18 protein-coding genes and 1 riboswitch are annotated in these 22,193 nt (G+C 54.8%); of the genes, 5 read left to right on the forward strand and 13 right to left on the reverse strand.

Annotated features, from left to right (window positions below):
• Positions 1-11 precede the first annotated feature (11 nt).
• The gene (locus C5Y44_RS01080; protein WP_105323292.1) at positions 12-773 is read left to right on the forward strand and encodes a GntR family transcriptional regulator; all 762 of its coding nucleotides are present in this window, start codon (positions 12-14) and stop codon (positions 771-773) included.
• Between the two features lie 229 nt (positions 774-1,002).
• Here the strand turns inward: C5Y44_RS01080 and C5Y44_RS13420 are convergent, their stop codons facing one another.
• Positions 1,003-1,281: an aldehyde dehydrogenase family protein gene (locus tag C5Y44_RS13420; RefSeq protein ID WP_233189775.1), complete on the reverse strand. Its 279-nt coding sequence runs from the start codon at positions 1,279-1,281 to the stop codon at positions 1,003-1,005.
• A 341-nt stretch (positions 1,282-1,622) separates the two neighbouring features.
• The gene (locus C5Y44_RS01090; protein ID WP_105323293.1) at positions 1,623-2,375 is read right to left on the reverse strand and encodes a sulfite exporter TauE/SafE family protein; all 753 of its coding nucleotides are present in this window, start codon (positions 2,373-2,375) and stop codon (positions 1,623-1,625) included.
• Positions 2,376-2,976: 601 nt separating this feature from the next.
• Here C5Y44_RS01090 and C5Y44_RS01095 point away from each other — a divergent pair.
• Both C5Y44_RS01095 and C5Y44_RS01100 read left to right on the forward strand, forming a co-directional pair.
• Positions 2,977-4,974: an FAD/NAD(P)-binding protein gene (locus C5Y44_RS01095; protein ID WP_105323294.1), complete on the forward strand. Its 1,998-nt coding sequence runs from the start codon at positions 2,977-2,979 to the stop codon at positions 4,972-4,974.
• Between the two features lie 59 nt (positions 4,975-5,033).
• Positions 5,034-5,582 carry an OsmC family protein gene (locus C5Y44_RS01100; protein WP_105323295.1) on the forward strand — a complete coding sequence of 183 codons (549 nt, stop codon included), beginning with the start codon at positions 5,034-5,036 and terminating at the stop codon, positions 5,580-5,582.
• 36 nt (positions 5,583-5,618) lie between these two features.
• Here C5Y44_RS01100 and thiC read toward each other — a convergent pair whose 3' ends face one another.
• Positions 5,619-7,361, reverse strand: coding sequence for a phosphomethylpyrimidine synthase ThiC (gene thiC, locus C5Y44_RS01105; RefSeq protein WP_255411975.1), 1,743 nt, complete (start codon positions 7,359-7,361; stop codon positions 5,619-5,621).
• Between the two features lie 56 nt (positions 7,362-7,417).
• A riboswitch (TPP riboswitch) is annotated at positions 7,418-7,527 on the reverse strand.
• A gap of 155 nt (positions 7,528-7,682) precedes the next feature.
• Between thiC and C5Y44_RS01110 the strand changes: the two genes are divergently transcribed.
• Positions 7,683-8,585 (forward strand): SGNH/GDSL hydrolase family protein, encoded by a 903-nt coding sequence (locus tag C5Y44_RS01110; RefSeq protein WP_105323653.1) that lies wholly within the window; start codon positions 7,683-7,685, stop codon positions 8,583-8,585.
• On the opposite strand, the gene C5Y44_RS01115 is transcribed toward C5Y44_RS01110, so the two are convergent.
• The gene (locus C5Y44_RS01115) at positions 8,582-10,477 is read right to left on the reverse strand and encodes a BCCT family transporter (RefSeq protein ID WP_105323654.1); all 1,896 of its coding nucleotides are present in this window, start codon (positions 10,475-10,477) and stop codon (positions 8,582-8,584) included. The two genes, C5Y44_RS01110 and C5Y44_RS01115, sit on opposite strands and share 4 nt — an antisense overlap.
• Positions 10,478-10,901: 424 nt before the next feature.
• Between C5Y44_RS01115 and C5Y44_RS01120 the strand changes: the two genes are divergently transcribed.
• Positions 10,902-12,143 (forward strand): PLP-dependent aminotransferase family protein, encoded by a 1,242-nt coding sequence (locus C5Y44_RS01120; RefSeq protein WP_105323296.1) that lies wholly within the window; start codon positions 10,902-10,904, stop codon positions 12,141-12,143.
• Here C5Y44_RS01120 and C5Y44_RS01125 read toward each other — a convergent pair.
• From C5Y44_RS01125 to C5Y44_RS01165, 9 genes are all read right to left on the reverse strand, one after another.
• Complete coding sequence (locus C5Y44_RS01125) at positions 12,108-13,130, reverse strand: sialic acid TRAP transporter substrate-binding protein SiaP (protein WP_105323297.1); 1,023 nt, start codon at positions 13,128-13,130, stop codon at positions 12,108-12,110. The genes C5Y44_RS01120 and C5Y44_RS01125 overlap by 36 nt on opposite strands.
• Positions 13,131-13,142: 12 nt before the next feature.
• Complete coding sequence (locus C5Y44_RS01130; protein WP_105323298.1) at positions 13,143-14,420, reverse strand: TRAP transporter large permease; 1,278 nt, start codon at positions 14,418-14,420, stop codon at positions 13,143-13,145.
• The gene (locus C5Y44_RS01135; RefSeq protein WP_199185956.1) at positions 14,420-15,049 is read right to left on the reverse strand and encodes a TRAP transporter small permease; all 630 of its coding nucleotides are present in this window, start codon (positions 15,047-15,049) and stop codon (positions 14,420-14,422) included. Before C5Y44_RS01135 ends, C5Y44_RS01130 begins: the two co-directional genes overlap by 1 nt.
• A 62-nt stretch (positions 15,050-15,111) precedes the next feature.
• Positions 15,112-16,872: an FAD-dependent oxidoreductase gene (locus tag C5Y44_RS01140; protein ID WP_105323299.1), complete on the reverse strand. Its 1,761-nt coding sequence runs from the start codon at positions 16,870-16,872 to the stop codon at positions 15,112-15,114.
• Positions 16,873-16,911: 39 nt separating this feature from the next.
• A complete protein-coding gene (locus C5Y44_RS01145) occupies positions 16,912-17,733 on the reverse strand; it encodes a sugar phosphate isomerase/epimerase (RefSeq protein WP_158255466.1) in 822 nt (273 codons plus the stop codon).
• A 29-nt stretch (positions 17,734-17,762) separates the two neighbouring features.
• Positions 17,763-18,866 carry a Gfo/Idh/MocA family protein gene (locus C5Y44_RS01150; RefSeq protein WP_105323301.1) on the reverse strand — a complete coding sequence of 368 codons (1,104 nt, stop codon included), beginning with the start codon at positions 18,864-18,866 and terminating at the stop codon, positions 17,763-17,765.
• Between the two features lie 4 nt (positions 18,867-18,870).
• Entirely contained in the window at positions 18,871-20,226 is a 1,356-nt protein-coding gene (locus C5Y44_RS01155; RefSeq protein ID WP_105323302.1) for an MFS transporter, read from the reverse strand.
• 262 nt (positions 20,227-20,488) lie between these two features.
• A complete protein-coding gene (locus C5Y44_RS01160; RefSeq protein ID WP_105323303.1) occupies positions 20,489-21,280 on the reverse strand; it encodes an IclR family transcriptional regulator in 792 nt (263 codons plus the stop codon).
• A 42-nt stretch (positions 21,281-21,322) separates the two neighbouring features.
• Positions 21,323-22,192 carry a shikimate dehydrogenase gene (locus tag C5Y44_RS01165; protein ID WP_105323304.1) on the reverse strand — a complete coding sequence of 290 codons (870 nt, stop codon included), beginning with the start codon at positions 22,190-22,192 and terminating at the stop codon, positions 21,323-21,325.
• Position 22,193: the final 1 nt, after the last annotated feature.

Consider the following 22,193-nt stretch of genomic DNA (forward strand, 5'->3'; position numbering starts at 1 on the left):
AAGGAAGCCTCATGACATCCAGCGCACCGGTCTGGCCCGCCGAACTTTTTAAAGACCTAGACCGCAACGGCCCGGTCCCGCTTTACTTCCAGGTAGCGCAATGCCTGGAAGACGGAATTCGCGATGGCGTTTTACCTCCCGGCACGCGCTTGGAAAACGAAATCTCTTTAGCACAGCGCCTCAGCGTTTCTCGCCCTACCGTGCGTCGCGCCATCCAAGAAGTCGTGGACAAAGGCTTGCTGGTGCGCCGCCGTGGCGTGGGCACGCAGGTGGTCCAAAGCCACGTGACGCGTCCGGTAGAGTTGACGTCTTTTTACAATGACTTGAAAAACGCCAACCTGGATCCAAAGACCGAAGTCTTAGAGCATCGCTTACTGGCGGCGAATTCCACCATCGCCGAAAAGCTTGGTGTCTCTGTTGGTGATGAGGTTTTGTTTATTCGCCGCATTCGCTCCGCTGGTGATACCCCCGTGGCGATTTTGGAAAACCACATTCCCCCAGCCTTTAATGACATCACCCGCGAAGAGCTGGAAGACGGCGGCATGTACGATGCACTGCGCCGCCGCGGTGTGGATTTAAAGATTGCGAATCAAAAGATTGGCGCCCGGCGCGCGGTTGGTGATGAAAGCCGCCTGCTGCATGTCGATGACGGCGGCCCACTACTCACCGTTGAACGTGTAGCCCTGGACAATTCCGGGCAGGTCATCGAATTAGGCAATCACTGCTACCGCCCCGATATGCATAACTTTGAAACCACGCTAGTAGGGCGCTAATTGTGCTTATGAAATAGCGAAGATCTGGTCCGAGGAAAATCTCTAGGCCACGCCTTTGTGCGTTTGACTACCTCATACGTTGCGCTTCCGTTAAGCACGCACTTGCGTGCATGACGGGCGTGGTTAATCCGAATGTGAGCCTCATTGGCCAACACGAGGTAGGAATTGACTCATACGGTACCTACAACGATCTTGCGTGGTACATGATAGAGTGCGCTGCATCAAAGGCTCATACCGACGCACTCAAACCATGCGGGGCTTGATTAGCGCGGTTGATCGCTTCGTCTTCGGATTCGAAGATTTCTTCCTGTGCTGCTTCGGTGTCTAGCAAGACATTAGTAAGAACAGTTGGCGCGATGTAAAAGCCGTCACGGTCTGCGGCCTCTTGCTGTGCAAACGACAAGAATCCCTGCTCGATGTGCTCGCCTTCAGTCGGGGTCCCAACCATCAGCGCGCTAATCTGCTTGACTAATTTATCTACCAGCTGAGATTCTACTTCTGCATCCACCAAGATGCGGGCAACCGCACCACACTCCTGTCCCGAGTTCCAGATGCACGCGCTTTAATGTGCCGCTGACAGCCTCTGTCACTGCCGACACTGCCAGTCAAGGCAACCGTAGCGAACTCTTCGTAGCGCGACAGCGCTTCCCTTACTTCCCGCGGAAAAGCGGAAGATATCCGCAGTGCTTTTAACATCGTCACGCGCTACTTCCAGTGGCTCGCTCGCAGCCCTTTCGGAGTCGTAGCGCCGCGCTGATTTTACTCAGCGTACTTATCTATGAGCTGTTGAGTAATGGAGAACCAATCTCACTTAGCATCGCAGCACTGCTCCTGGGAAAACTCTGAAGCCTACGCTAACTGCATAAGCCCACGAATCAATACGGCGCCCGCTCCTGCGGCCGCCAAGGCAGTAGCAAGAGAGCGCGCCATCGAGGTGGAAATTCGGGCGCTTACGCGGTCGCCCAGCCAGGCCCCCACAAAAAGCATCGCAACGGCAAGCACCCACAGCCACAGCGGAGTACCGGTGAAATCGACCCCGCCAAGTAAGACGAGCTTCAACAGGAAAGAAACGGTATTCGCAACAACCAGAACGGGATGCAGCGTCGCCACGAATTCCCGATAGTCCCATCCAGTAATCCGCGAATACACCGTAAGCGAGGGTCCTGCAATACCCGCGATGGTTGACATAAATCCACCGACTGCACCGAATGCCAAAAGTGGGCCTTTGGCATTCGGCGACACGTTAAATTTATCGGCCGGAAAAAGAGAGATACCCAGCGCCAAGAGCACAAAGGCACCGATAGCTATGAGCAGCCACGGACCTTCGAGAAAGAAAATCACAGCTACTGCAGGCAGCGATCCCGCCACCAGTGCTCCCGAAATGAGGCGGAACTTGCGCCAGTCCGTCTGCTTACGCACTGCCCACGCATTGTTAACTGCATTGATAATGGATAGCCCGTTAACCATCGTGATGCCAGCAACCGGCCCCAGCAAGATAGATAGAACCGGACCACCAACGAGCCCCACCCCAAGGCCTGTGATGCGCTGGAAGAAAGCGCCGATGAGGATGGCTACGACAATGACTGCTGCGACTGTTAACACAGTGAGCTACTTTAGGCGCCAGCTTCGCCGCTGCCTACTTTCAGGGCTAGCTTCACACCCCTGTATCCACGCCCGCTGTAAATCAGATTGGGACAACTCGTTATTTTCGCATCGATTGTGAAAATCTAGGCCTCCTCATATGCGGAGAAGAGCTTCGCCCACCTGCGGCTATATCATTAAGAATCGCGAAAATAGGCCGCTCGGGCCGATAAGAGGCGGCAGGCATTCTGGTACCTCTAATCCCTAACCCAAGACAGTCAATAGTTTTGCCGCTTAGTGCACCCGGATCTGGCGAGAGGCTTACAATGTCGCACCGCGCAATCAGCGGCACTCTCCTACCTAGAGAATAGGAACTGCTGCGCTATTCGAAGTTTTAATTCAACAAGCTCTGCTAGTGGCCATTTATATTCTTGGCCATTCTGAATGAAATTCCGGATTTTGCTGCAGACCGGCGCTGGTGGTCAGACGTCTAGCTGGCGGATAAATAGTCAAAGAAGAACTGCTTATGAACCGCTCTTACTAATTTTGATAGACAGGTTGGTATAGTCGACGGAAGAAACGACAGGCTTTATGGTCTATGAATCTTAGGGATGAAACTTTTATGCCAACTATTTCGCCTTCCATTGCGCTCATCGGATTAGGGCCGCGCGGCGTATCGACGCTGGAGCGGCTTGTTGCGCACTTAAATGTGGTGGAAAACCCGCCGCAAGAATTCCATCTACATTTAATTGATGACGCACAGCATGGCGGTGGCCGGATTTGGGATACCTCGCAGACCAAGGCGCTGTGCATGAACACTTTCGCACACGGCATGACACTCTTTTCGGAGCCCGGCGCGACGGTAGACGCGCCGGTGGTCGAAGGCCCCACCATTTATGAGTGGGTTCGCCTGCACTTAGGCCACGAGGAGGAGGTAACCCGCGCAAAGCGGGATTACGTCACACAGCATCCGCTTGACGATGGCCTTTGGGAGCGCTTTAGCCGCGAAGAATTAGAAGAACTCCGCCCGGAGTCTTATCCCCTACGCGCGCTGTACGGCTATTACTTAGTGTGGTTTTATCAGTCGGTTCTGCACGATATTCCGTCGTGGGTAACGGTGCATAGCCATAAGGCGCGCGCCACCAGCATCGAAGAAGCCGGAGATTACGACGTTATTGCCTTGGATAATGGTGAGACCGTCGAAGCTTCGGCCACCATCGCAGTTACAGGTTGGCAAAACCAGGGCCTAGCCGCGCAGGAAAAGTGGATTAAAGAAACCTTAGATGCGCATCCGGATCTCAACTGGATTCGGGCAAATAACCCAATTGAGCAGGATGTTAGTTCCATCAAGGATAATGAAAAGGTACTCTCCCGCGGCTTAGGGATGGGCTTTTTCGATATTTTGATTTTGACCACGCAAGAACGCGGTGGGCAGTTTGTCGAGGACCCGGATGCGGCCAGTGGGCTGCGTTATATTGCCACCGGTAAAGAGCCAACGTATTACGCCAGCTCCCGACGCGGCTACCCGTTTATGCCACAGTCTGATGATGGTGGATTGCCACCAGCAGCGGAGATTCCCCGCTTAAAGAAAGTCGTGGCCGAGCTTTCCGATCGAAAGGGCCGACGCTCTATTGACTATGACGTGGAAGTCTGGCCGGCGGTGCTGCGCGATGCTTACCACGCCTATGTCAAGACTTTGGCGCGCGTGGAACCAGCAGCACTCAAGGCCGATTTGGACACCATTGTGCAGGCTATCGATGACGCTGAGGTTGATGCCAGTGTGGTCTTTAATGGCGTCAGCGCGATGGATGAGGTCATCGAAAAGTACACCACCAAGCGTTTTTCACTGCTGCGCTGGATGCATCTTTTGCCAGCGAACTTCGATAATGCGGAAGAGCTCACTGCTTATTTGATGCAGCGCCTGGAAGAAGACCTACGCGATGCCGAGCAAGGCCAGGACAGCCCAGTGCGTGCTGCCCTGTGGTCTTTGGGCTTTTCCCGCAAGCCTTCCCAGGTGCTGGGTGCGGAAGGGCGATACACCGTGGAATCACGCCACCACATGTTTGATAAGGCCATTGCGCTGGCGCAACTGGCGTGCTCCGGCCCACCAATCTTCCGCACGCGTCAGCTCATGGCGCTCGTGGAAGCAGGCATCGTGAAGTTCATCGGTGGCTATCCCCTGCTCGATACCGACCGTACTACCGGTGAATGGACCATGAGCTCGCCCTATTCCGGCGGCGTGCGCTACCGCGGCACCACGCTTTTCGATGCCTGGGTACACAAGCCAGATATCCGCAAGATGCCGGTGGATTCCTTCATGAAAGACTTGGTGGAGAAAAAGCGCGTCGTTGCCTTTAGCGATATCGCTGAAGATGGCACCGAGCTGCCGACCGCATCAGTCGCACAACATCCGCAGTCGCGCCGCGTGCTTGATGCCGAAGGCCACGAAGATCCACGCCTGCACATGGTCGGTATCCCCGCGCACGCGCAGTACCCGGACACCACCATTTCGCCACCACTGCCAGGAACCGACTCCTGGTTTATTCAAGAAGCCGACAAGGCCGCCACGAGCGCATTTAATATAACGCTCGGTTTGAATAAAATGAACCAAGCTGTCTAGCAATTTACATTCAAGGCGCGTATTGTGGGAAACATTCCACGAAAGAAGGAGAATTTTTAATGTCTGATCTCACCCCTAATCACAAGGCCGGCGAACCACTCGAGGCTATCGATGCCGAGAAGCTGGCGTCGTTGCGCCAGAAGAATATCGATAACCCAGAAGGCGGCAAGAAGGTCATCAAGACTCACACCGAGGCTGACGGCCACTTCCGCAATTACACCCAGGTTCGCGACCTGAAGCCAGTTCTGGTTTCTGAGCCACCAGCATTGCTTGGCGATGACTCCGCGCCGAACCCAACCGAAATCGCTCAGGCAGGTCTTGCAGCGTGCATCTCCGTCGGTATTCAGGCAATCGCTACCCACCGTGGCGTTACCCTGACCAAGATCGACATCGATATTGAATCCAACATTGACGTCTCCCCTGTCTGGGGCGTTGGCGACTTGAGCGATGACAAGCGCCCAGGTGTTTCCGATGTTCAGGTCAACGTTGACGTTGACGGCGATGCCGACCGTGAGACCCTAGAAAAGATTGTTGATGACGCAATCCAGTGGTCCCCTGTGGTCAACACCTACACCCGCCCAGCAAACCTGACCCACAAGCTGGTCTAAGACCAGCTTGTAAGAGCAAACTTGCGAGTCAGCTGACTATTTGGGCGCACCTACGGTTGGCTGCGGCAGATAAACTTGCCCGCCGGCGTTGAGGAATTCTTGGCTCTTTTGCTGCATCCCAGCAATCGCGGCCTGAGCCTCCGCACTGCCGTAGGTGTCGCGGATATCTTGAGATATCCGCATTGAGCAGAACTTCGGACCGCACATTGAGCAAAAGTGTGCGGTCTTTGCTGGTTCTGCCGGCAAAGTTTCATCGTGATATTCTTGGGCTGTCACCGGATCCAGCCCCAGCGAGAACTGGTCGTTCCACCGGAATTCAAAACGTGCCTTGGACAGGGCATCGTCACGCGCGGTGGCACCGGGGTGCCCCTTAGCAACATCGGCAGCGTGCGCTGCGATTTTATAGGTAATCACGCCGGTCTTTACGTCATCCCTATTGGGAAGACCTAAGTGTTCTTTCGGGGTGACGTAGCACAGCATCGCGGTGCCATAGCGCGCTATTTCGGTTGCGCCGATGGCGGAAGTGATGTGGTCATAGCCCGGCGCAATATCTGTCACCAGCGGGCCCAGCGTATAAAAAGGTGCTCCTTTGCAAAGCTCTTGCTGGCGCTCTACGTTTTCACGAACCTTGTGCAGCGGAATATGCCCTGGCCCTTCGACCATCACCTGTACGTCATATTCCCACGCGCGTTGGGTCAGCTCAGCCAGGGTGTCTAGTTCGGCGAATTGCGCGGCGTCGTTGGCATCGGCGATGGAGCCGGGACGGAGGCCATCGCCAAGCGAAAATGCGACGTCATAAGCCGCGAAAATCTCGCACAATTCATCAAAGTGGGTGTACAGGAAGTTTTCTTGATGGTGCGCGAGGCACCAACCGGCCATAATCGAGCCGCCGCGAGAGACAATTCCCGTAACGCGGTCCGCGGTCAGCGGCACATAACGCAGCAGCACACCTGCGTGAACCGTCATATAATCCACGCCCTGTTCACACTGCTCAATGACGGTATCGCGGTAGATTTCCCAGGTCAGTGCATTGGCGTCGCCATCAACTTTCTCCAGTGCCTGGTAAATCGGGACCGTGCCAATCGGGATGGGTGAATTGCGCAGAATCCACTCGCGCGTGGTGTGAATGTCATTTCCAGTGGAGAGATCCATCAGGGTATCCGCGCCCCACTTCGAAGCCCATTCGAGCTTGGAAACTTCTTCATTGATGGAGCTGGTGACAGCGGAGTTGCCGATATTGGCGTTGATCTTCACCAAAAATTGCTTGCCGATGATCATCGGCTCCGATTCGGGATGGTTGATATTTGCCGGGATAATCGCTCGGCCGGCGGCAACCTCACTGCGAACGAGCTCGACGTCAACGTTTTCGCGCAGTGCCACATAACGCATTTCAGGGGTTATCTCACCGCGGCGCGCGTAGTGCATCTGGGTAACACGCTTGCCGGTTTTCGCGCGCAGCGGCTCCGGCTTAGTTCCCTTCCATTGTTGGGAGGGCGCCCCGCGACGCACCGCCGTGCGGCCATCATCCTCGAGGCGTGCGCCACGTGCTTCATAGGTTTCTGTGTCACCACGTGCGGCAATCCACTCGGCGCGCCAGGGTGCAAGGCCTTGTTCCGGAATGCTGCCAGGGCCCATGGTGCGGTAGACCTTCAACGGTTCATTTGGCGTGCCATCTGGGGAGTCTGCCTGCGCAATTGCAGTCACAGGCACTTTGATTCCGTGCTCAGTGTCTTCGAGCCACGACAGGCTGTGCGCTGGATGTTGTTCGGATGTCTGCACCGCCCGCGCATTATTGTTCGCGTTCAAAGGGGTCGGCAAATTTACATCAAGATCAGACAATGAAGTCTCCTATTTCCTACGCCGGCATTAACCGGATCAGGTTCGACGGTCTCGGACTTCTATAGCCCGATCTCAGCCACTGTCAGTGGCACCCGCATGGACTCCTTATCTCTACCACGTACTTTCAACCCCGACAAGCACTTATTTTCGTTTCCGGTAGAAAGCGACTGTTCAGCGGCTATAAAATAAAAATCAAAAGTACTGAATTTTAAACCCTTCTCCCCCACGGGCAAGGTTTAAATGTGGCTAGGGTGGAACACCATGAAGAAGCTTCTCGGGATCCCTGCTCTTATCACCATCGCCGCCGCATCAACTTTGACGTCTTGTACGAGCGCCGATGACACCAGCCAAATTAGCGCGCCCGAGACAGCGCAGGAACAGGCAGAAGAACCAACCACCTACCAGCAGTATGTGGCGCTTGGGGATTCTTATGCGGCGATGGGCTCGCGGGACGCACAAGTAACTGGTCCCGCCGAGTGTTTCCGCTCCGGTGATAATTATCCGGCGGTGCTCGCCGATGATGATCGCATTGAGGAATTCGTGGATGCTTCGTGCGCAAGCGCTGTCACCCATGACATCACTTCCGTGCGCAACGGGGAAGAGAACTTCATCCCCGCCCAGGTGGATTCGCTTAATGAAGATACAGATTTGGTGACCATTTCCATCGGCGGCAATGACATTGGATTTCCAGACATTGCCCGCTGTTTCCAGGAAGCGGCTGCTGCTGGGACAGAATCTGATTGCGCTTCGAGGTTTCCCGACACCGCGGAGATTTTTGGCCCCACCCCGGAAATGCTCGGTCACACCTATAGCAGCATCCAGAACAAGGCACCTGAGGCAGAAGTTTTCGTCACCGGGTACTTGCCGTTGATTACAGAAAACGGCGACTGCCCAGACGCAGGCTTCATCTCGGATGAGGACCGCGCATGGGCAGTGTCTTTAACCAATGAGCTCAATGAACTCATCTCTAAAATTGCTTCTGAAATGCACTTTACGTTTGTCTTGCCGGAGGAAGCCGCCGAGCACACGGTCTGCGCGGAACCTAGCCAGCGGTGGACAGACCTGTCGGGTGTTGAAACAGGCGCCTATCCCATGCACCCGACCGCATTGGGGCAAGAAGCTATGGCTCAGGCCATCAGTGAGGCTATTAGTGTGAAGCTTTAATCTGTCCTCTGTCCAAGTTCGCCATCATTGCCATCGTCGTCGCGTTCGTCAGTGACTTCTTCAGCATCGGTGACTTCAATAAATTTCACTTTGCTTGAGCGCGGTACTTCCAAAGGATTTTCAGGCTCGTAGTCATTGTCGACATCGCCGCCGAGGTAGACATCGCCGTCAACCACCACATGGCCAGGAATGTGGAAGCGGCCTTCTTCGTCATAGGCAAATTCAGGTACGCCAAGCTCGTTACCATCAGCATCGTAGCCAGGTGCGGGACGCGATTCTTGTTCCTCGAGCTTTTCTGGACTGTCAGTCTTGTCCCACTGGCGCGTGGCGATGCGACGCTCAGCCGCATAGTCATCGCCCATGCCTTTCAGCAGCGAGTACATCATGCAAAACATCATGAGGAAGAACGGCAGCGCGACAATAATGACGACTTCTTGAATAGCTTCAATGCCTGTGTCGTTGATAAACAGCAGCGCAGCAGTCACTGCACCCACGGCAACAGCCCAGCCGATGCGGTAGTAAACCGGGGACTTGCTTTCTTCACCCGTGGCAAAAGAGTCCATGACCAAGGCCGCGGAGTCAATCGAGGTGACAAAGAAAATCACGATGACAAAGACAGCCAAAGCACCGGAGATTGCGTAAATCGGGTACTGCTCCAACAGCGCGAATAGTGCGACGGGAGTATCGCCGTCTTCGACCACCGGTCCAGTAAGAACCCCGGGGTCAGATAGTTCCATCTCAATCGCCGCGCGGCCGAAGATAGAAAACCAGATGACCACGAAAACAGTGGGCAGTGCTAATACGCCACCGATGAATTCACGCACGGTACGGCCACGCGAGATGCGCGCGATGAACATACCGACAAATGGTGACCAGCAAATCGTCCATGCCCAGTAGAACACGGTCCACGTACCCTGCCAGCCAGGATTCTCAGCAAAGGAATCCGTCCAGAACATCATCTCCGGCAAAGCCGCGCCATAATTACCGAATGCTTCCACGGTATGGCGCAGCAGCGTCAAAGTCGGGCCCATCAGCAACACGAAGACCATCAGCACGATGGCCGCGCCGATATTGATATTCGACAGAATCTTAATGCCGCGGTCAAGACCAGAGGCCACTGAGATAGAAGAAGCGACGGTAATGCCGATAATGATCGCCAATTCCACACCAGAGATAAGCGGAACATCCCACATGATGTTCATACCTGCGTTGATCTGCAGCACGCCAAGGCCCACAGAGACCGCGAGACCGAAGACGGTGCCGATGATCGAGAGGGCATCGATAAGCTTGCCTGGCCACTCGTACACCTTGCCGCCGAGCAGCGGCGAAAATGTCGACGACAAGCGCGCCGGCATCTTGCGCTTGTAAATGAAATAGCCCAAGGCCAGACCGGGCAGCACGAAAGGTACCCACATGTGTGCGGCAAAGTGGTAGTACGTAAATTCAAATGCTTGGTCAATGGCTTCTTGGCTCATTGGCAAGAAATCGCCGCGCGGCGGGTTGAAGCTGTGGTGCAAAGGCTCAGCTGCACCCCAGAACATCAAAGTCGCGCCCAGGCCTGCTGCAAAGAGCATGGCGAACCACACGGGTACAGAGTAGGCGGGCTTTTCATCATCGTCTCCCAGCCGGAGGTTTCCGTACTTCGATACGAAAATGGCAATCAGGAAGACGAACATGAGTGAGTAGCCACCAATGTACATCCAGCCCAGGTTGTCCAATAGCCAACCTGAGACAACCGAGTACACATTTCGTGCGCGCTCACCAAAGGCAAGAGTCAGCGCAACGAAGGCCACGATAAAGCCACCCGAGACGAAGAAAATAAAAGGATCGGTCTGCAGACGCAGACCTTTCTTCTTGGATGCTTTCTCCTCCGACTCCAATGGCTTCGCCACCGAATTCTTATTCGATTGGGGTTGAGAGGTAGTCACGTTATTTTACTTCCTATTGAGGGATTAGGACATTAGCCACATTAGTTCACAAACTGTGCCGAAGTAACGAAAGTCACCATTAATGAGGGTGCTTATTTACTTCAGAAAATTAATTTGTCCAGATATTTACATTCGTCCGCCGACCGCAAGGGCTTCAAGATTTACCTCAAACACGCAGCTCATGAACAGATTTAGGGAGTGCAGCAGTCAGGCGATCGCGGAAGCAGACACCGCAATGACTCATATTCATAACAAAGTGCCTATTTTGTGCGAAGGCATTGGATAGCATCGAAAGAAAGCACTGCACTGGGCGCTCAAACAGAGCGCAAGTGTTATCTACCGCCACCCACCTGCACTGGCGGTGATGAGATGAAAAGGAATATCACTGATGTCTGCTTCAAAGCGCACTAGTCCCCTCCCCCTCAATGAGCGTTTTGCCTCCCGCGCGCAGTACTTTGCGCCCTCGCCCATTCGCGCTGTCTTTGAGATGGAGATGAACCCTGATGTCATCTCCTTGGCCGGCGGCAACCCGGAACTGACGCACCTGCCGTGGGAGGAGATTACCCGCATCAGCAACGAAGTCGTGACCCAGCATGGCCTTTCGGCATTCCAGTATGGAACAACCGTCGGGCAGCCAGAGCTTATCGATGAAATCCAAAAGATCATGGCTCTTGAAGGCATCGAGTCCGTTCCCGAAGACATTCTGGTGACTTCTGGTTCGCAGATGTCCTTGGACTTGGTAGCCAAGCTCTTTCTCAACCCCGGTGATACGGTCTTGGCAGCGGCGCCGTCTTATTCCGGTGCGCTGAATGTTTTTGCCGGCATGCAGGCCCATGTTGCCCAATTAGAAGGCGATGATGAAGGCATTACTATCGATGTCATCGAGGCAGCCATTGCTCACGCGCAGGCCACTGGGTCCGATATCAAGCTTTTATATGTGGTTCCCAACTTCGCCAATCCCTCGGGTGTGGTGATGTCCTATCGGCGACGAATGGACATCGTGAAGCTGTGTCGGGAACACGACATCATCATCGTGGAAGATAATCCCTATGGCCTTATCAACTTTGGGGTGGATCTTCCGCCGGCGCTGCGCACACTTGACCCAGATAATGTGATTTATCTAGGTTCCTTGTCGAAGATTTTCGCGCCTGGCATTCGTATTGGGTGGACTGATGCACCGGCCATGGTGCATGCCAGCTTGGTGCCCGCAGCTGAAGCTTCCGCAATTTGTCCTTCCCCGCTGAGCCAATCCATTGCCGCGAAATACCTGCGTGAGGTCGATTGGCATTCAGTCTTAGCCGCCAACGTGGACATGTATCACCGACGTGCGCAGGCTCTCGATGCAGCCCTGCAGGAATACCTTCCAGCAGGGTGTAAGTGGGTAACGCCCACCGGTGCGTTTTTCATTTGGGTGGAGTTGCCGGAAAACATCGATGCCTCATCCGGTTTATTGGATGAGGCAATGGACGAAGGCATTTTATATATCCCGGGCACGGCCTTCTTCCTCGATGGCCGCGGGCATAATGCGTTGCGCTTGTCGTATTCCCAAGCTGATGAAGACACGCTCCGTGAAGCAGCGCGCCGCTTAGGGGCGCTACTGCACCGAGCGAATAGAGTTATAGACCTCTAATTCTTCTGGGCTAAGGTTTTCTTCCCAGTAGGCATGCGCCTTTTCCATAAAGGCTTCGCGGTCGACATCTTCGATAATCTCCGGCGTTCCTTGTTCCTGCCAGCGCGTCATGGTTTCTTGCTCATCCTCATCAGCACACTGACGGTTTTGGGCACGCACATCAGAGATTGATGCTTGCAGGTCCGCTTGTTCTTGTTCGCTCAGACGCTCCCAGGTATCACCGGCGACGATGATGAGCTGGGAGCCCACCGCGTGGCGGGACAGGCTGACATAGTCCACGACTTCATCGAGTGAGTTTTCGGCGGTCAGGGAGATGGGATTCTCTTGGCCATCGACAAGCCCTTGCTGCAAGGAAAGATAGACTTCCTCAAAAGCCACAGCGACTGGTTCTGCACCGACCGCCGCAGCCGATGCAAGGTGCGCGGGAGTTTCTGGATAGCGCAAACGCAAGCCGTGCAGATCTTCCGGCGTGCGCACTGGAGCATTGGCGGAGAAAGTGCGGTCGCCCAGGTACCAAACTCCTAAGATTTTCGCGCCGGTCGCTTCTTCGAAATCATCTTTGACTTGCTGAGAAGCTGCCGAATCGAACCATTCGAAGAGGTGATCTGGGTTGTCAAAGACATAAGCCATGTCCATCACGCCAATAGGTTCGTAGACAGAAGCCAGTGCGGAAGAGCCCTGCAGGTCAATATCAATATCGCCATCTAGCAAGGAGGCGACTCTCTCCGCGTCACCGCCTAATTGGCTCGAAGGAAAGACAGTGAGCTGCAGCTCAGAATCACTGGCAACGAGTTGCTGTTGCACAAGTGCGGTGCCACAAGCATTGTGGTGGTGGTTGAGGTTATAACTATTGGCAAAGGTCAGCTGCTCAGAGCCGCGAACAGCATGATCGTGCAAGACAGTGGTGCCGATTAGGGAACCTGCAACGAGTACCGCACCAGCAGCTAGCGCGCCCCAACTCGCAGTCGAAATAGATTTCTTAGTCATCGGAATTTCTCCTTACATTCCAATTACGGCGGGAACGGCGGTGACAATTGCCGGGAAGAAAATGAGCAAGAGCAAGACCACACCGATCGGTACAAGGAATGGCAATACGCCGCGGAATACATCCCCGACTGGCATGCGCAGAACTGAACTCATCACAAAGAGCACGGTTCCTACGGGCGGGGTCAGTAAGCCCATCATCAGTGCCAGGATGGTAATTACACCGAAGTGGATTGGGTCGACGCCGAATTCGGTGGCCACTGGCAACAGAATTGGCACGGTGATGAGCAGCAAGGCTGTGGCATCGATGAACGCACCGAGAATCAGCAGCAACGCAGCGGTAACCAGCAAGAAGGCCGTAGCGGAGTTCAGGTTACCCGTCATCACTGACGACAGCGCTTGTGGAACTTCCTCACGCGCTAGAATCCAGCCCAAGATGGTCGCGGCGACGATGATCAACATAATCGACGCAGTAGTAACTGCGGTCTCCCGCAGGGCCTTCCACAGCGTTGCCACGGTGAGCTTCTTGTAGATAAAGCCCAAGATGATGATGTAGAGCGCACCCAAGGCAGCGGCTTCAGTCGGGGTGAAGAATCCGCCGAGGATACCGCCCAAGATGATAATGGGCGTTAGCAATGCACCCAAGACGCGCACGGTGGCCTGGCCGATTGGGCGCGGCTCATCTGCAGAACCGACAAGTTCATCTTTGTGGCGGGCAATATATAACGCCACGACGACCAGCAATGCTCCAGCAAGCAGCAGCGCCGGAAGAACAGAAGCTGCAAAGAGCGCGCCGGTAGATACTGCCGCGACCGAGGCATAAATAACAGCCGGGATGGACGGTGGCATCACTGGCGAAATCAATGATGAGGAAGCAGTTAGACCCGTCGCGAAGGATTTCTTGAACCCGGCGCGCTCCATTGCTGGAACCAAAGTCTTACCCATAGCGGCGGCGTCGGCTAGCGCCGAGCCCGACATCCAGGAAAAGCCCACCGATGCCATGACGTTGACATAGCCTAAGTTGCCGGTCACGCGGTGTAGCAAGGATTCAGCGAATTCAAAAAGGCGATCTGCGACGCCAGAATAGTTTGCCACGGTGCCCAGCAGAATGAATAGCGGTACAGCAAGCAGCGGGAAGCTAGCGATGCCATCGGCCGCAATGCGCATGGCAAATCCAGGACTGTTTCCAGTCGCCAGCATGTACACCAAGCTGGGGCCCAAAATGGAAAGTGCCACAGGCACGCGGATGGCCATCAAGATGGCGATGGCGATGATCAAAATTGCGATAGTCATTAGGAACGTGCCTCCTCATCAAGGGTTCCACCATCGAGGTTGTCCCCCGAAGGGTTCGTGGAAGCAGCGACCGAGGTCTCGGCTTCTACCGCACGCATGGCTTCTTCTTCGATGGTTTCAATGTTTTCTACAGGCGCCCAAATGATATTGGCCAACGCCTGGATAGTGCCGGAGACAAAAGCGAAGAAAGGAATGATGTACAAGATCCACATCGGGAATCCTGTTACCTGCAGCGTTTGTCCGGTATCAGAGGAAATCAGTGCCCAGGAGTCTTGCGCCAACACGGCACAGATAATCGCGCTGAGGATGGAAGAAATCACCACGACGGAGCGCTTGAATGCAGGGCGTCCGACATTCATGATGGCTTCGATGCTGAGATGGCGGCCTTGCCCCATCAATGAGCCGACGAGCATAAAGCCCAGGGCCATCAGTGCATAGCGGGATACTTCACCAATCCAGGGTTGGGTGGCTACCGGTAGGTAGCGCTGGAATACCTGGATTGTCAGAAGAACAAAGATCAGAAGTACTAGTAGTGCTCCGAGTACTTCTTCGATTTTGGATAACCAAATAAGGAAGGCTGGGCGCTTGGGCGCGCCCATCCAAGAAGGTGTAGCTGGCATTTCAGTCATGTCAGTAGTCCTTGGGGTTTAAAGGAGTGAGAATTGCTCACACTATCGCGAGATAGTTGATTTTAAAGCGTGGAGTTATTTCCACTAACTTCATATTCTTTGGCACCGGCTAAAGTGCGGCCGATGATGTAGCCAAATCCCAATGCGGGGCCAAGGTTGACGCCGCCGGCGGGATAAAAGCCACCCATGATGGAATTACGGTCATTGCCTGCCGTAAACAGGCCTTCGATTGCTTCTCCTTCCTTATCTAATACCGCGCCGTGTTCATCCGCAGCGATTCCGGCGAAGGTACCGAAACTGCCTGGGTGAACTTTCACCGCGTAGAAAGGTCCCTTTTCAATAGGTCCCAACGACGGGTTGGGACCTACCTTCGGGTCTCCTCCATAGCGGTTGAATTCTGTTTCCCCGCGGCCAAATTCTGGGTCCTTACCAGCGCGTGCATTGGCATTGAATTCCTCGACCGTGGCTTTGAGCCCTTGCGGGTCGATGCCACATTTGCGGGCGAGTTCTTCAATGGTCTTGCCCTTTTTCAAATAGCCGGAGGCAAGGTATGGAAACAGCGGCATGGGGAACGGCTTCGCCATTCCTAAGGGGTATTTACGCACGAAGCTGGCGTCGGCGATTTGCCAGGAGGCGACGGGGTCCCCGTCTTTAGTTGCTTTGATCATGCCATCGACGTAGTCGAAGTAGCCATTGGCTTCATTGACAAAGCGCTTGCCGTCTTTGGTAACGCCAATGGAGCCTGGCTTAGCGCGGTCCATGATGTGCGGGAAGACGCCTGTCTTGCCGTTGAAATAGGGTACGAGTGAGACTGGGCACCACGCTGCCGCCGAGTGGTTGTCGTCGACAAAGTGCGCGCCGACCTCGCGCGCCATGCGCAAGCCATCGCCGGTAGTGGTCTCAGGGGCAAGGGTAAAGTGCTCTTGCCCGGTCGGGGTCTTGGGGAAAAGCTCCCGGCGCAGCTCCACGTTATTCGGGAAGCCGCCAGTTGCCAGCACAACACCTTTTGTCGCTTCGAGGATGTAGCTGCCCTGTTCGCCTTGCACCTTCACGCCGGAAATCCGGGAATCAGATTTAATAAGCTCTAACGCCGTGGTGTTAGTGCGCAGTTCCACGCCAAGGTCATCAGCGGATTTAGCCAGTCGTGCCGTCAGCGCAGTGCCGTTGACCAGGTGCATGGTGCGGCCATGCAAGACAAGGTCGAAGATATGGGTGATAACGCGGCGCGCAGCGTGGATCCATCCGCGTGGATCTAATTGGGAAGCAGATAAGAACTTGGTCAGGTCCTCGCCTGCCATAATGCCCATGCCAAAGAAGGAAGTTTCATATAGCTGGTGGCGCAGCTTCTTGCGCAACGATGGTTTAACTTCCTTCAAGTTGAAAGGCTTTGGCCCAACTGAGCGGTGCCCGGTACCAGCCGATGGCAATTGGCCGTAGATATCGCGGATTTTTGCGCCCGGGGTGAAATCCAGGGAGGTCTTCTTGGCAAAGAACTCCACCATGTGTGGAGCAGCTTCTAAGAAGGCATCGATATTCTTCGCTTCAATGTCGTAGCGCTCACCCAAGACACTGTGCAGGTAGGTCTGGAATTCTTCTTTGCTTTCTACTACCCCATCTTGTTTGGCAAAGTGCGTGCCCGGCGTCCACGCCCACCCGCCTGACCATGAGGTAGCGCCGCCTAGCACCTCAGATTTTTCCACCACGCATACTGAAAGACCGTGATAAGCCGCGGTGACCGCAGCGGATAATCCGCCGGCACCCGAGCCGACAATGACTACGTCAAAAGACTCAGAAGGAGCCGAAGAAGTAGAAGAATTAGCCATGTTCATATTCCTTAGGGGATTTTCAGGGTTAGAAGGGATTTAAGGATTCGCGGTATCGGCAGCATCCGCAGCTTCAATAACTGCCTGGCCCGCGCGGAAAAGCTTTTCCAGCCAGGCTTTTGCGCCATGCTCATTAACAAAGGAGTCATTAGGCGATTCCACGCTGACGGGGATCTCGCGTGGCAGCGCACGGACAAAGCCCGCAACATCGTTAGCGCCTTCATCAGGTGCCAGACGCGCCCCGCGGGATTCATCAACTAATCCCTCACGCGTTGCTGGACGCTGCGCTTCTGCACCGCAGATTTGAATCAGCGGGATATGCGAGGTGACATCGGCAAGCTGCTGCGGACTCATGCCGCCGCGGTGCAGATGCAAGGTATCCGGGAGAATCAAACTCCCCGTCGCAGCTAGCTGCTTCGCCTGGTCGAGGTTGTTTACACCTTGGTAGGAAATCGGTTCAATAGCTGGGGTAATTCCAAACTCTTTACCAGCTTCTACCATCTGCGCGACGATCTCTGCGGTCTTTGCCATATCAGTAATGCCGACTGCCACCGTAAGCGTGCGCGCACCCAAGGAAGCAGCCCGCTCAAAAGCTGTCATCCACTCGGTGCGCTGGTCACTGCCGTTAAGCAGAATAAACTCGGCGTCTTTGACCTGCAGACCAGTATCTTCCAAGGCCTGGGTCACTTTACGATGCAGCTTCGAACCAGGTGAGAGATCATATTGCGGTTCCTGCGGAGTTACGGGGATAACGCGCAGACCAACAAATTCAAAGCCCACTTCATGCGCCAGGTAGATAAATTCATCCGGTGGCGTTGTCAGCGTGGATAAAGGAGCCACTCCCAGCTCACGTGTACTCAATTTACTAATCCTTAACTGTCTAAAAGCGCCTAAATGTGCACGGACTCAGGCACGGTGACAACCGTGGGCCACGGCGCGTCGGAGAGCTTCACGGGCTGTCCAGTGCGATGGGATTCATAGATAGCAAGTAGGGTGCGCAGGGCTTTGGTGGCCTCGGGGCCATCGACAAGCAATTCTTGCTCCCCTAATACGGCATCCACGAAATTCGCGATCTGCTTGGTATGAAAGCCAATGTGTTGATCGTTGATGGTGCGCAGATCCACGTTCGGGAACACGCCCGGTGGATAGGCTGGCAAGGAATCGACTTCATCATCGTGGCCGTTGGTGATAAGCCGTGCTTCGGCTCCTTCTGGCCATTCCAATAAGGTCAACGAACTGCCCTTATCCGTGGTGACGTGCACGCTAGCGCCTAACGATGGAGTGGCCGAGGTGGTCAAGTTCAAGGTGGCCATTGCCCCGGAGGCAAAGGTTAAAGTGGCCACGGCGGAGTCTTCAACCTCGATATTTGCCGCGTGCTTGAAGGAATTGATCCGGCCGTTGACTTCTACGACCTCGCCCATCAACCACAGCAAAAGGTCAATGTAGTGCACGGCTTGGTTCATCAATACCCCGCCGCCGTCAGCATCCCAGCTCCCGCGCCACGCATCCTTGGTGTAGTAGCTCAGCTCGCGGTGCAAGGCGACCTGCACATGTCCCAAAATCGCGGGATTTTTAGTGACTGCCGCTTTGATTTCCTGGGCTGCTGGCCACCAACGGCGTTGGAACATGCCGCTGAGTAACACCCCAGCTTCCTCGCACGCTGCAACCATGCGTTGGGTGGCCTGGTAATCCGTTGAGAGCGGCTTTTCGCACATGACGTGCACCCCGGCGGCAGCAGCTTGCATAACAAGTGCTTCGTGGGTGGGGTGCGGTGTGCAGATTGTCACCGCGTCGATACCGGAGCTTAAAAGCTCTTCAACATCCGAATATGCTTGGGAAATATTCCACTGCGTAGCAAATTCTTGGGCACGATTGATGTCAACATCAACGACGCCAACAACGTGAACTTGCGGGTGGGCCTGAAAAGCGAGGGCGTGATTTTTAGCAATTACGCCACAACCGATGATTCCGACGCGGAGACTGTTCTGGGTCATTGTCTTACTTTCGTCCGAGTTCTTCGAGCTTGGTGAAAGCGGTCTCGCGAGTGGAGATGATAAATCCGCACGAGATGAGGATGCAGCCTGCAACGAAGTAGACAACGCCCTGCCAGCTGAAGGTGACATAGATTGCCGCGCTGATGGCTGGAGCAAAGCCGGTCAGAACCAGGCCGAGCTGGTTGCCCATTGCCATACCGGTGTAGCGGTATTCCTGAGCGAACATTTCTGGGAAGAAGACACACCACACGCCGTTCCAGCAAGAGTAGAAGAAGCCCTGGTTGATGATGCACAGTGCGAAGACGAGGACGATATTTTCATTCGTCAGCGCATCAAAGTAGAAGTACGTGGTGATGATGCAGCCGACTGCGCCGATCAGCAAGGTGGGCTTGCGGCCGATACGGTCACCCAGCATTGCTGCCAGCGGGATGGTGATCATGGAGATACCCATCGCTACTGCGTTAACAAGCAGCATGGTTGAGCGCTCAATATTGGTGTGCTCAGTTGCATAGCTCAGCGCGTAGACCATGAAGGTGGACTGCACGACTGAGAAGAAGGTGATGAAGAAGACGCGAACTACATCCAGCGGCTGCTTCTTGAGCACCTCAAGAGCAGGTGCCTTACGCTCAGCTGTCTCTTCTTCATTTTCTTCAAAGACTGGGGTTTCTTCCAGGTGGGTACGCACGAAGTATGCAACTGCCAGCACTAGTGCAGAAAGCAGGAAGGGAATGCGCCAGCCCCACGACATCATGGCATCTTCGGGCATCATCATGACCGGAACCATGACCAAAGCGGCCAGTACGTTACCTGCGGAACAGCCCAGCATGACGGATGAAGTAAAGAATCCGCGCTTGCCTTCTGGCGAGTGCTCCATGGTCATTGTCGATGCACCGGCAGATTCTGCGCCTGCGGAGAAGCCCTGGGCGATGCGGCAGACCAGCAACAAGACGGTGGCGGTGATACCAATCTGTTCATAGGTTGGCAGCAGGCCAATAGCGATGGAAGAAATACCCATGATCATCAAGGTGATCATCAACGCGGTCTTGCGTCCGATGCGGTCACCGATGTGCGCCATGACCAGTCCGCCCAAAGGACGGGCAATGTACGCAACACCGAAAGTCATCAGGGCACCGATGGTGGCCATCGTGGGGTTGTTGGAATCAAAGAACAAACGGCTAAATACCAAAGCCGATGCCGTGCCGTAGAGCACGTAGTCGTAATACTCGAGGGTGGAACCGAGGAAAGAAGCTAGAGCTGCTTTGCGAGGGCTTTGACGGTGGGCATGCGCCGATTCTTCGACGGATGCCTGGGCGGCTGACGCCTGGGGCAGTGTGCCTACGATTTGTTTAGTCACAACCATTCTCCCTACTTAACGTGATTTAAAGCGATACGAGTAATCTAGTGAGAGGCACAACACATTCCTAATTGTTTTCCATTCAATGGAATACATAGTTTTTGGTGCGGAAGCCGAACCCGAGGCATGGAAAAGATACAGCTCAAAGACCATAGGTTTCCAAACGGGGGTAGTAAGGGGTGATCTACCCCGATTCGCCTATGGGACAGTAGTTCATATCACGAACGGCGGGCCGTGCACAGGAGCTGTGCACGGCAGATATACATGTCTAGGCACGTCCATGACGTGGAAAACGCGGCAGAATCAATGGCTTATCACCATGCGAGAGCTGGTTTCCTGATGCCGCAAGCACGGTCAAAATAACGTCGTCATCGCACTCTTCGGCGCGCCCGACTACTGAAATGGCAGCCACTACGCGGCCATCTGCGCCCATCAAAGGAACGGCATAGGCAACATTTTCGCGCACCATGCCATTAGAAATTCGCGCATAACCCATGCGGCGGGCAAATTCTATTTGCTCCTGCACCACATCCGGGTCATAGGTTTTGCCATCGGTTTGAGACACCATGGGCTTTGAAAAGACGCGCTCGAGCACGTCGAAAGGCGCATGCGCCAAAAAGATGATGCCATTGGAATTATCAAACAAATCCATGCGCCCGCCTTGGGCCGCACGGATCTTCGCGTCCCCGAAACGCGTATAACGCTCAATAAAGAGCACCTGGTCATCATCGAATTGCGGAACGGCCAGCGAGGTAAACTGCTGCACCGCTGAGTGCACGCCTTCTAAGACGGGACGCGCACGAAAGCGTAATTCTTCCACCGGATTGCTGCGCGCAAAAATCTCCCACGCGCGCTGCCCCATGACCAGGGCCTTGTCTTCTCGCCTGTCTAATAGCCCAATTTCAACGAGCTCGGCAACGAGGCGATGCGCCGTTGACATCGGCAAATTCGCGCGACGAGAAATCTCACTCACCGTCAACGATGAGTGAGAGATATCAAAAGCCTCGAGCACCCGAACGCAGCGCTCAAGGACGGTTTCGCCGGACTTTGAATTCGCCATGAATCAACTATACGTTCAATGCCCGAGCTTCCAAATAAGGTTTTATTCTCCTTGCGCGATAAAAGTTTCGCGCATGCGCTCTGCAGAAGCATCTCGCCCGGTGAAGTGCTTGAAAGCATCCAGGGCTTGGCCCACCGCCATGCCTGAGCCGTCGATGACGGAGCAGCCAATTTCTTTAGCTTCACGCAGCAATTGCGTCTCCAATGGCAGATAAATAACGTCACTGACCCACTGCGAAGGCTTCAAGATAGAAGTATCAAAAGCCGTGCCTGGCAGCTGCGCCATACCCACGGGAGTCGCGTTGATAACGCCGTCAGCTTCGACGATGTACTTTTCCACATCAGCCATATCAACGCCGGTAACGGTGAAAGTTCCCGCTTCGACGGGCGAAGATGCCGTGACATTGTCAGCCAACTGCTGCGCGCGCTGCGGGTCAAGATCGGCGACAAACAGGTTCTTCGCACCCGCCGCAATCACCGAATGTGCCACGGCATTGCCCGCTCCCCCAGCGCCAACCTGCACGACATAGTCCATCTTCGCATCAGGAAGGCCCTGCTCGAGCCCGCGGCCAAAGCCCGTGACATCAGTGTTGTAGCCGTAGAACTTGCCGTCGCGGATTACCACGGTGTTGACCGCACCTATCTTTGCCGCGCGCTCGTCAACCTCATCCAGAAATTCCAAGACTTCCTGCTTGTGCGGGTGGGTGATGTTGAGCCCGTTAAAGCCCAGGGTACGTGCGGCATACAAAAGATCCTTCAGCGCCCAGTCTTTGGCTGGCGCTTCGCCGGTATCGATAATGCGGTAGGTCGTTGGAATTCCTTGCGCCAGGCCTTCAGCTTCTTGCATCCCTGGGGTACGGGACTTGGCAATTCCGTGGCCAATCAGGCCAAGCAGCAGGGTCTTATCTGTCATA

Source organism: Corynebacterium sp. J010B-136 (assembly GCF_002967075.1).
GTDB lineage: Bacteria > Actinomycetota > Actinomycetes > Mycobacteriales > Mycobacteriaceae > Corynebacterium.

Excerpts from the sequence above, each read along its gene's own strand:
- C5Y44_RS01080 (WP_105323292.1), top strand. The coding sequence starts at position 12 with ATGACATCCAGCGCACCGGTCTGGCCCGCCGAACTTTTTAAAGACCTA.
- C5Y44_RS01095 (WP_105323294.1), top strand. The coding sequence starts at position 2,977 with ATGCCAACTATTTCGCCTTCCATTGCGCTCATCGGATTAGGGCCGCGC.
- C5Y44_RS01100 (WP_105323295.1), top strand. The coding sequence starts at position 5,034 with ATGTCTGATCTCACCCCTAATCACAAGGCCGGCGAACCACTCGAGGCT.
- C5Y44_RS01110 (WP_105323653.1), top strand. The coding sequence starts at position 7,683 with ATGAAGAAGCTTCTCGGGATCCCTGCTCTTATCACCATCGCCGCCGCA.
- C5Y44_RS01120 (WP_105323296.1), top strand. The coding sequence starts at position 10,902 with ATGTCTGCTTCAAAGCGCACTAGTCCCCTCCCCCTCAATGAGCGTTTT.
- C5Y44_RS01125 (WP_105323297.1), bottom strand. The coding sequence starts at position 13,130 with ATGACTAAGAAATCTATTTCGACTGCGAGTTGGGGCGCGCTAGCTGCT.
- C5Y44_RS01130 (WP_105323298.1), bottom strand. The coding sequence starts at position 14,420 with ATGACTATCGCAATTTTGATCATCGCCATCGCCATCTTGATGGCCATC.
- C5Y44_RS01135 (WP_199185956.1), bottom strand. The coding sequence starts at position 15,049 with ATGACTGAAATGCCAGCTACACCTTCTTGGATGGGCGCGCCCAAGCGC.
- C5Y44_RS01140 (WP_105323299.1), bottom strand. The coding sequence starts at position 16,872 with ATGGCTAATTCTTCTACTTCTTCGGCTCCTTCTGAGTCTTTTGACGTA.
- C5Y44_RS01150 (WP_105323301.1), bottom strand. The coding sequence starts at position 18,866 with ATGACCCAGAACAGTCTCCGCGTCGGAATCATCGGTTGTGGCGTAATT.
- C5Y44_RS01155 (WP_105323302.1), bottom strand. The coding sequence starts at position 20,226 with ATGGTTGTGACTAAACAAATCGTAGGCACACTGCCCCAGGCGTCAGCC.
- C5Y44_RS01160 (WP_105323303.1), bottom strand. The coding sequence starts at position 21,280 with ATGGCGAATTCAAAGTCCGGCGAAACCGTCCTTGAGCGCTGCGTTCGG.
- C5Y44_RS01165 (WP_105323304.1), bottom strand. The coding sequence starts at position 22,192 with ATGACAGATAAGACCCTGCTGCTTGGCCTGATTGGCCACGGAATTGCC.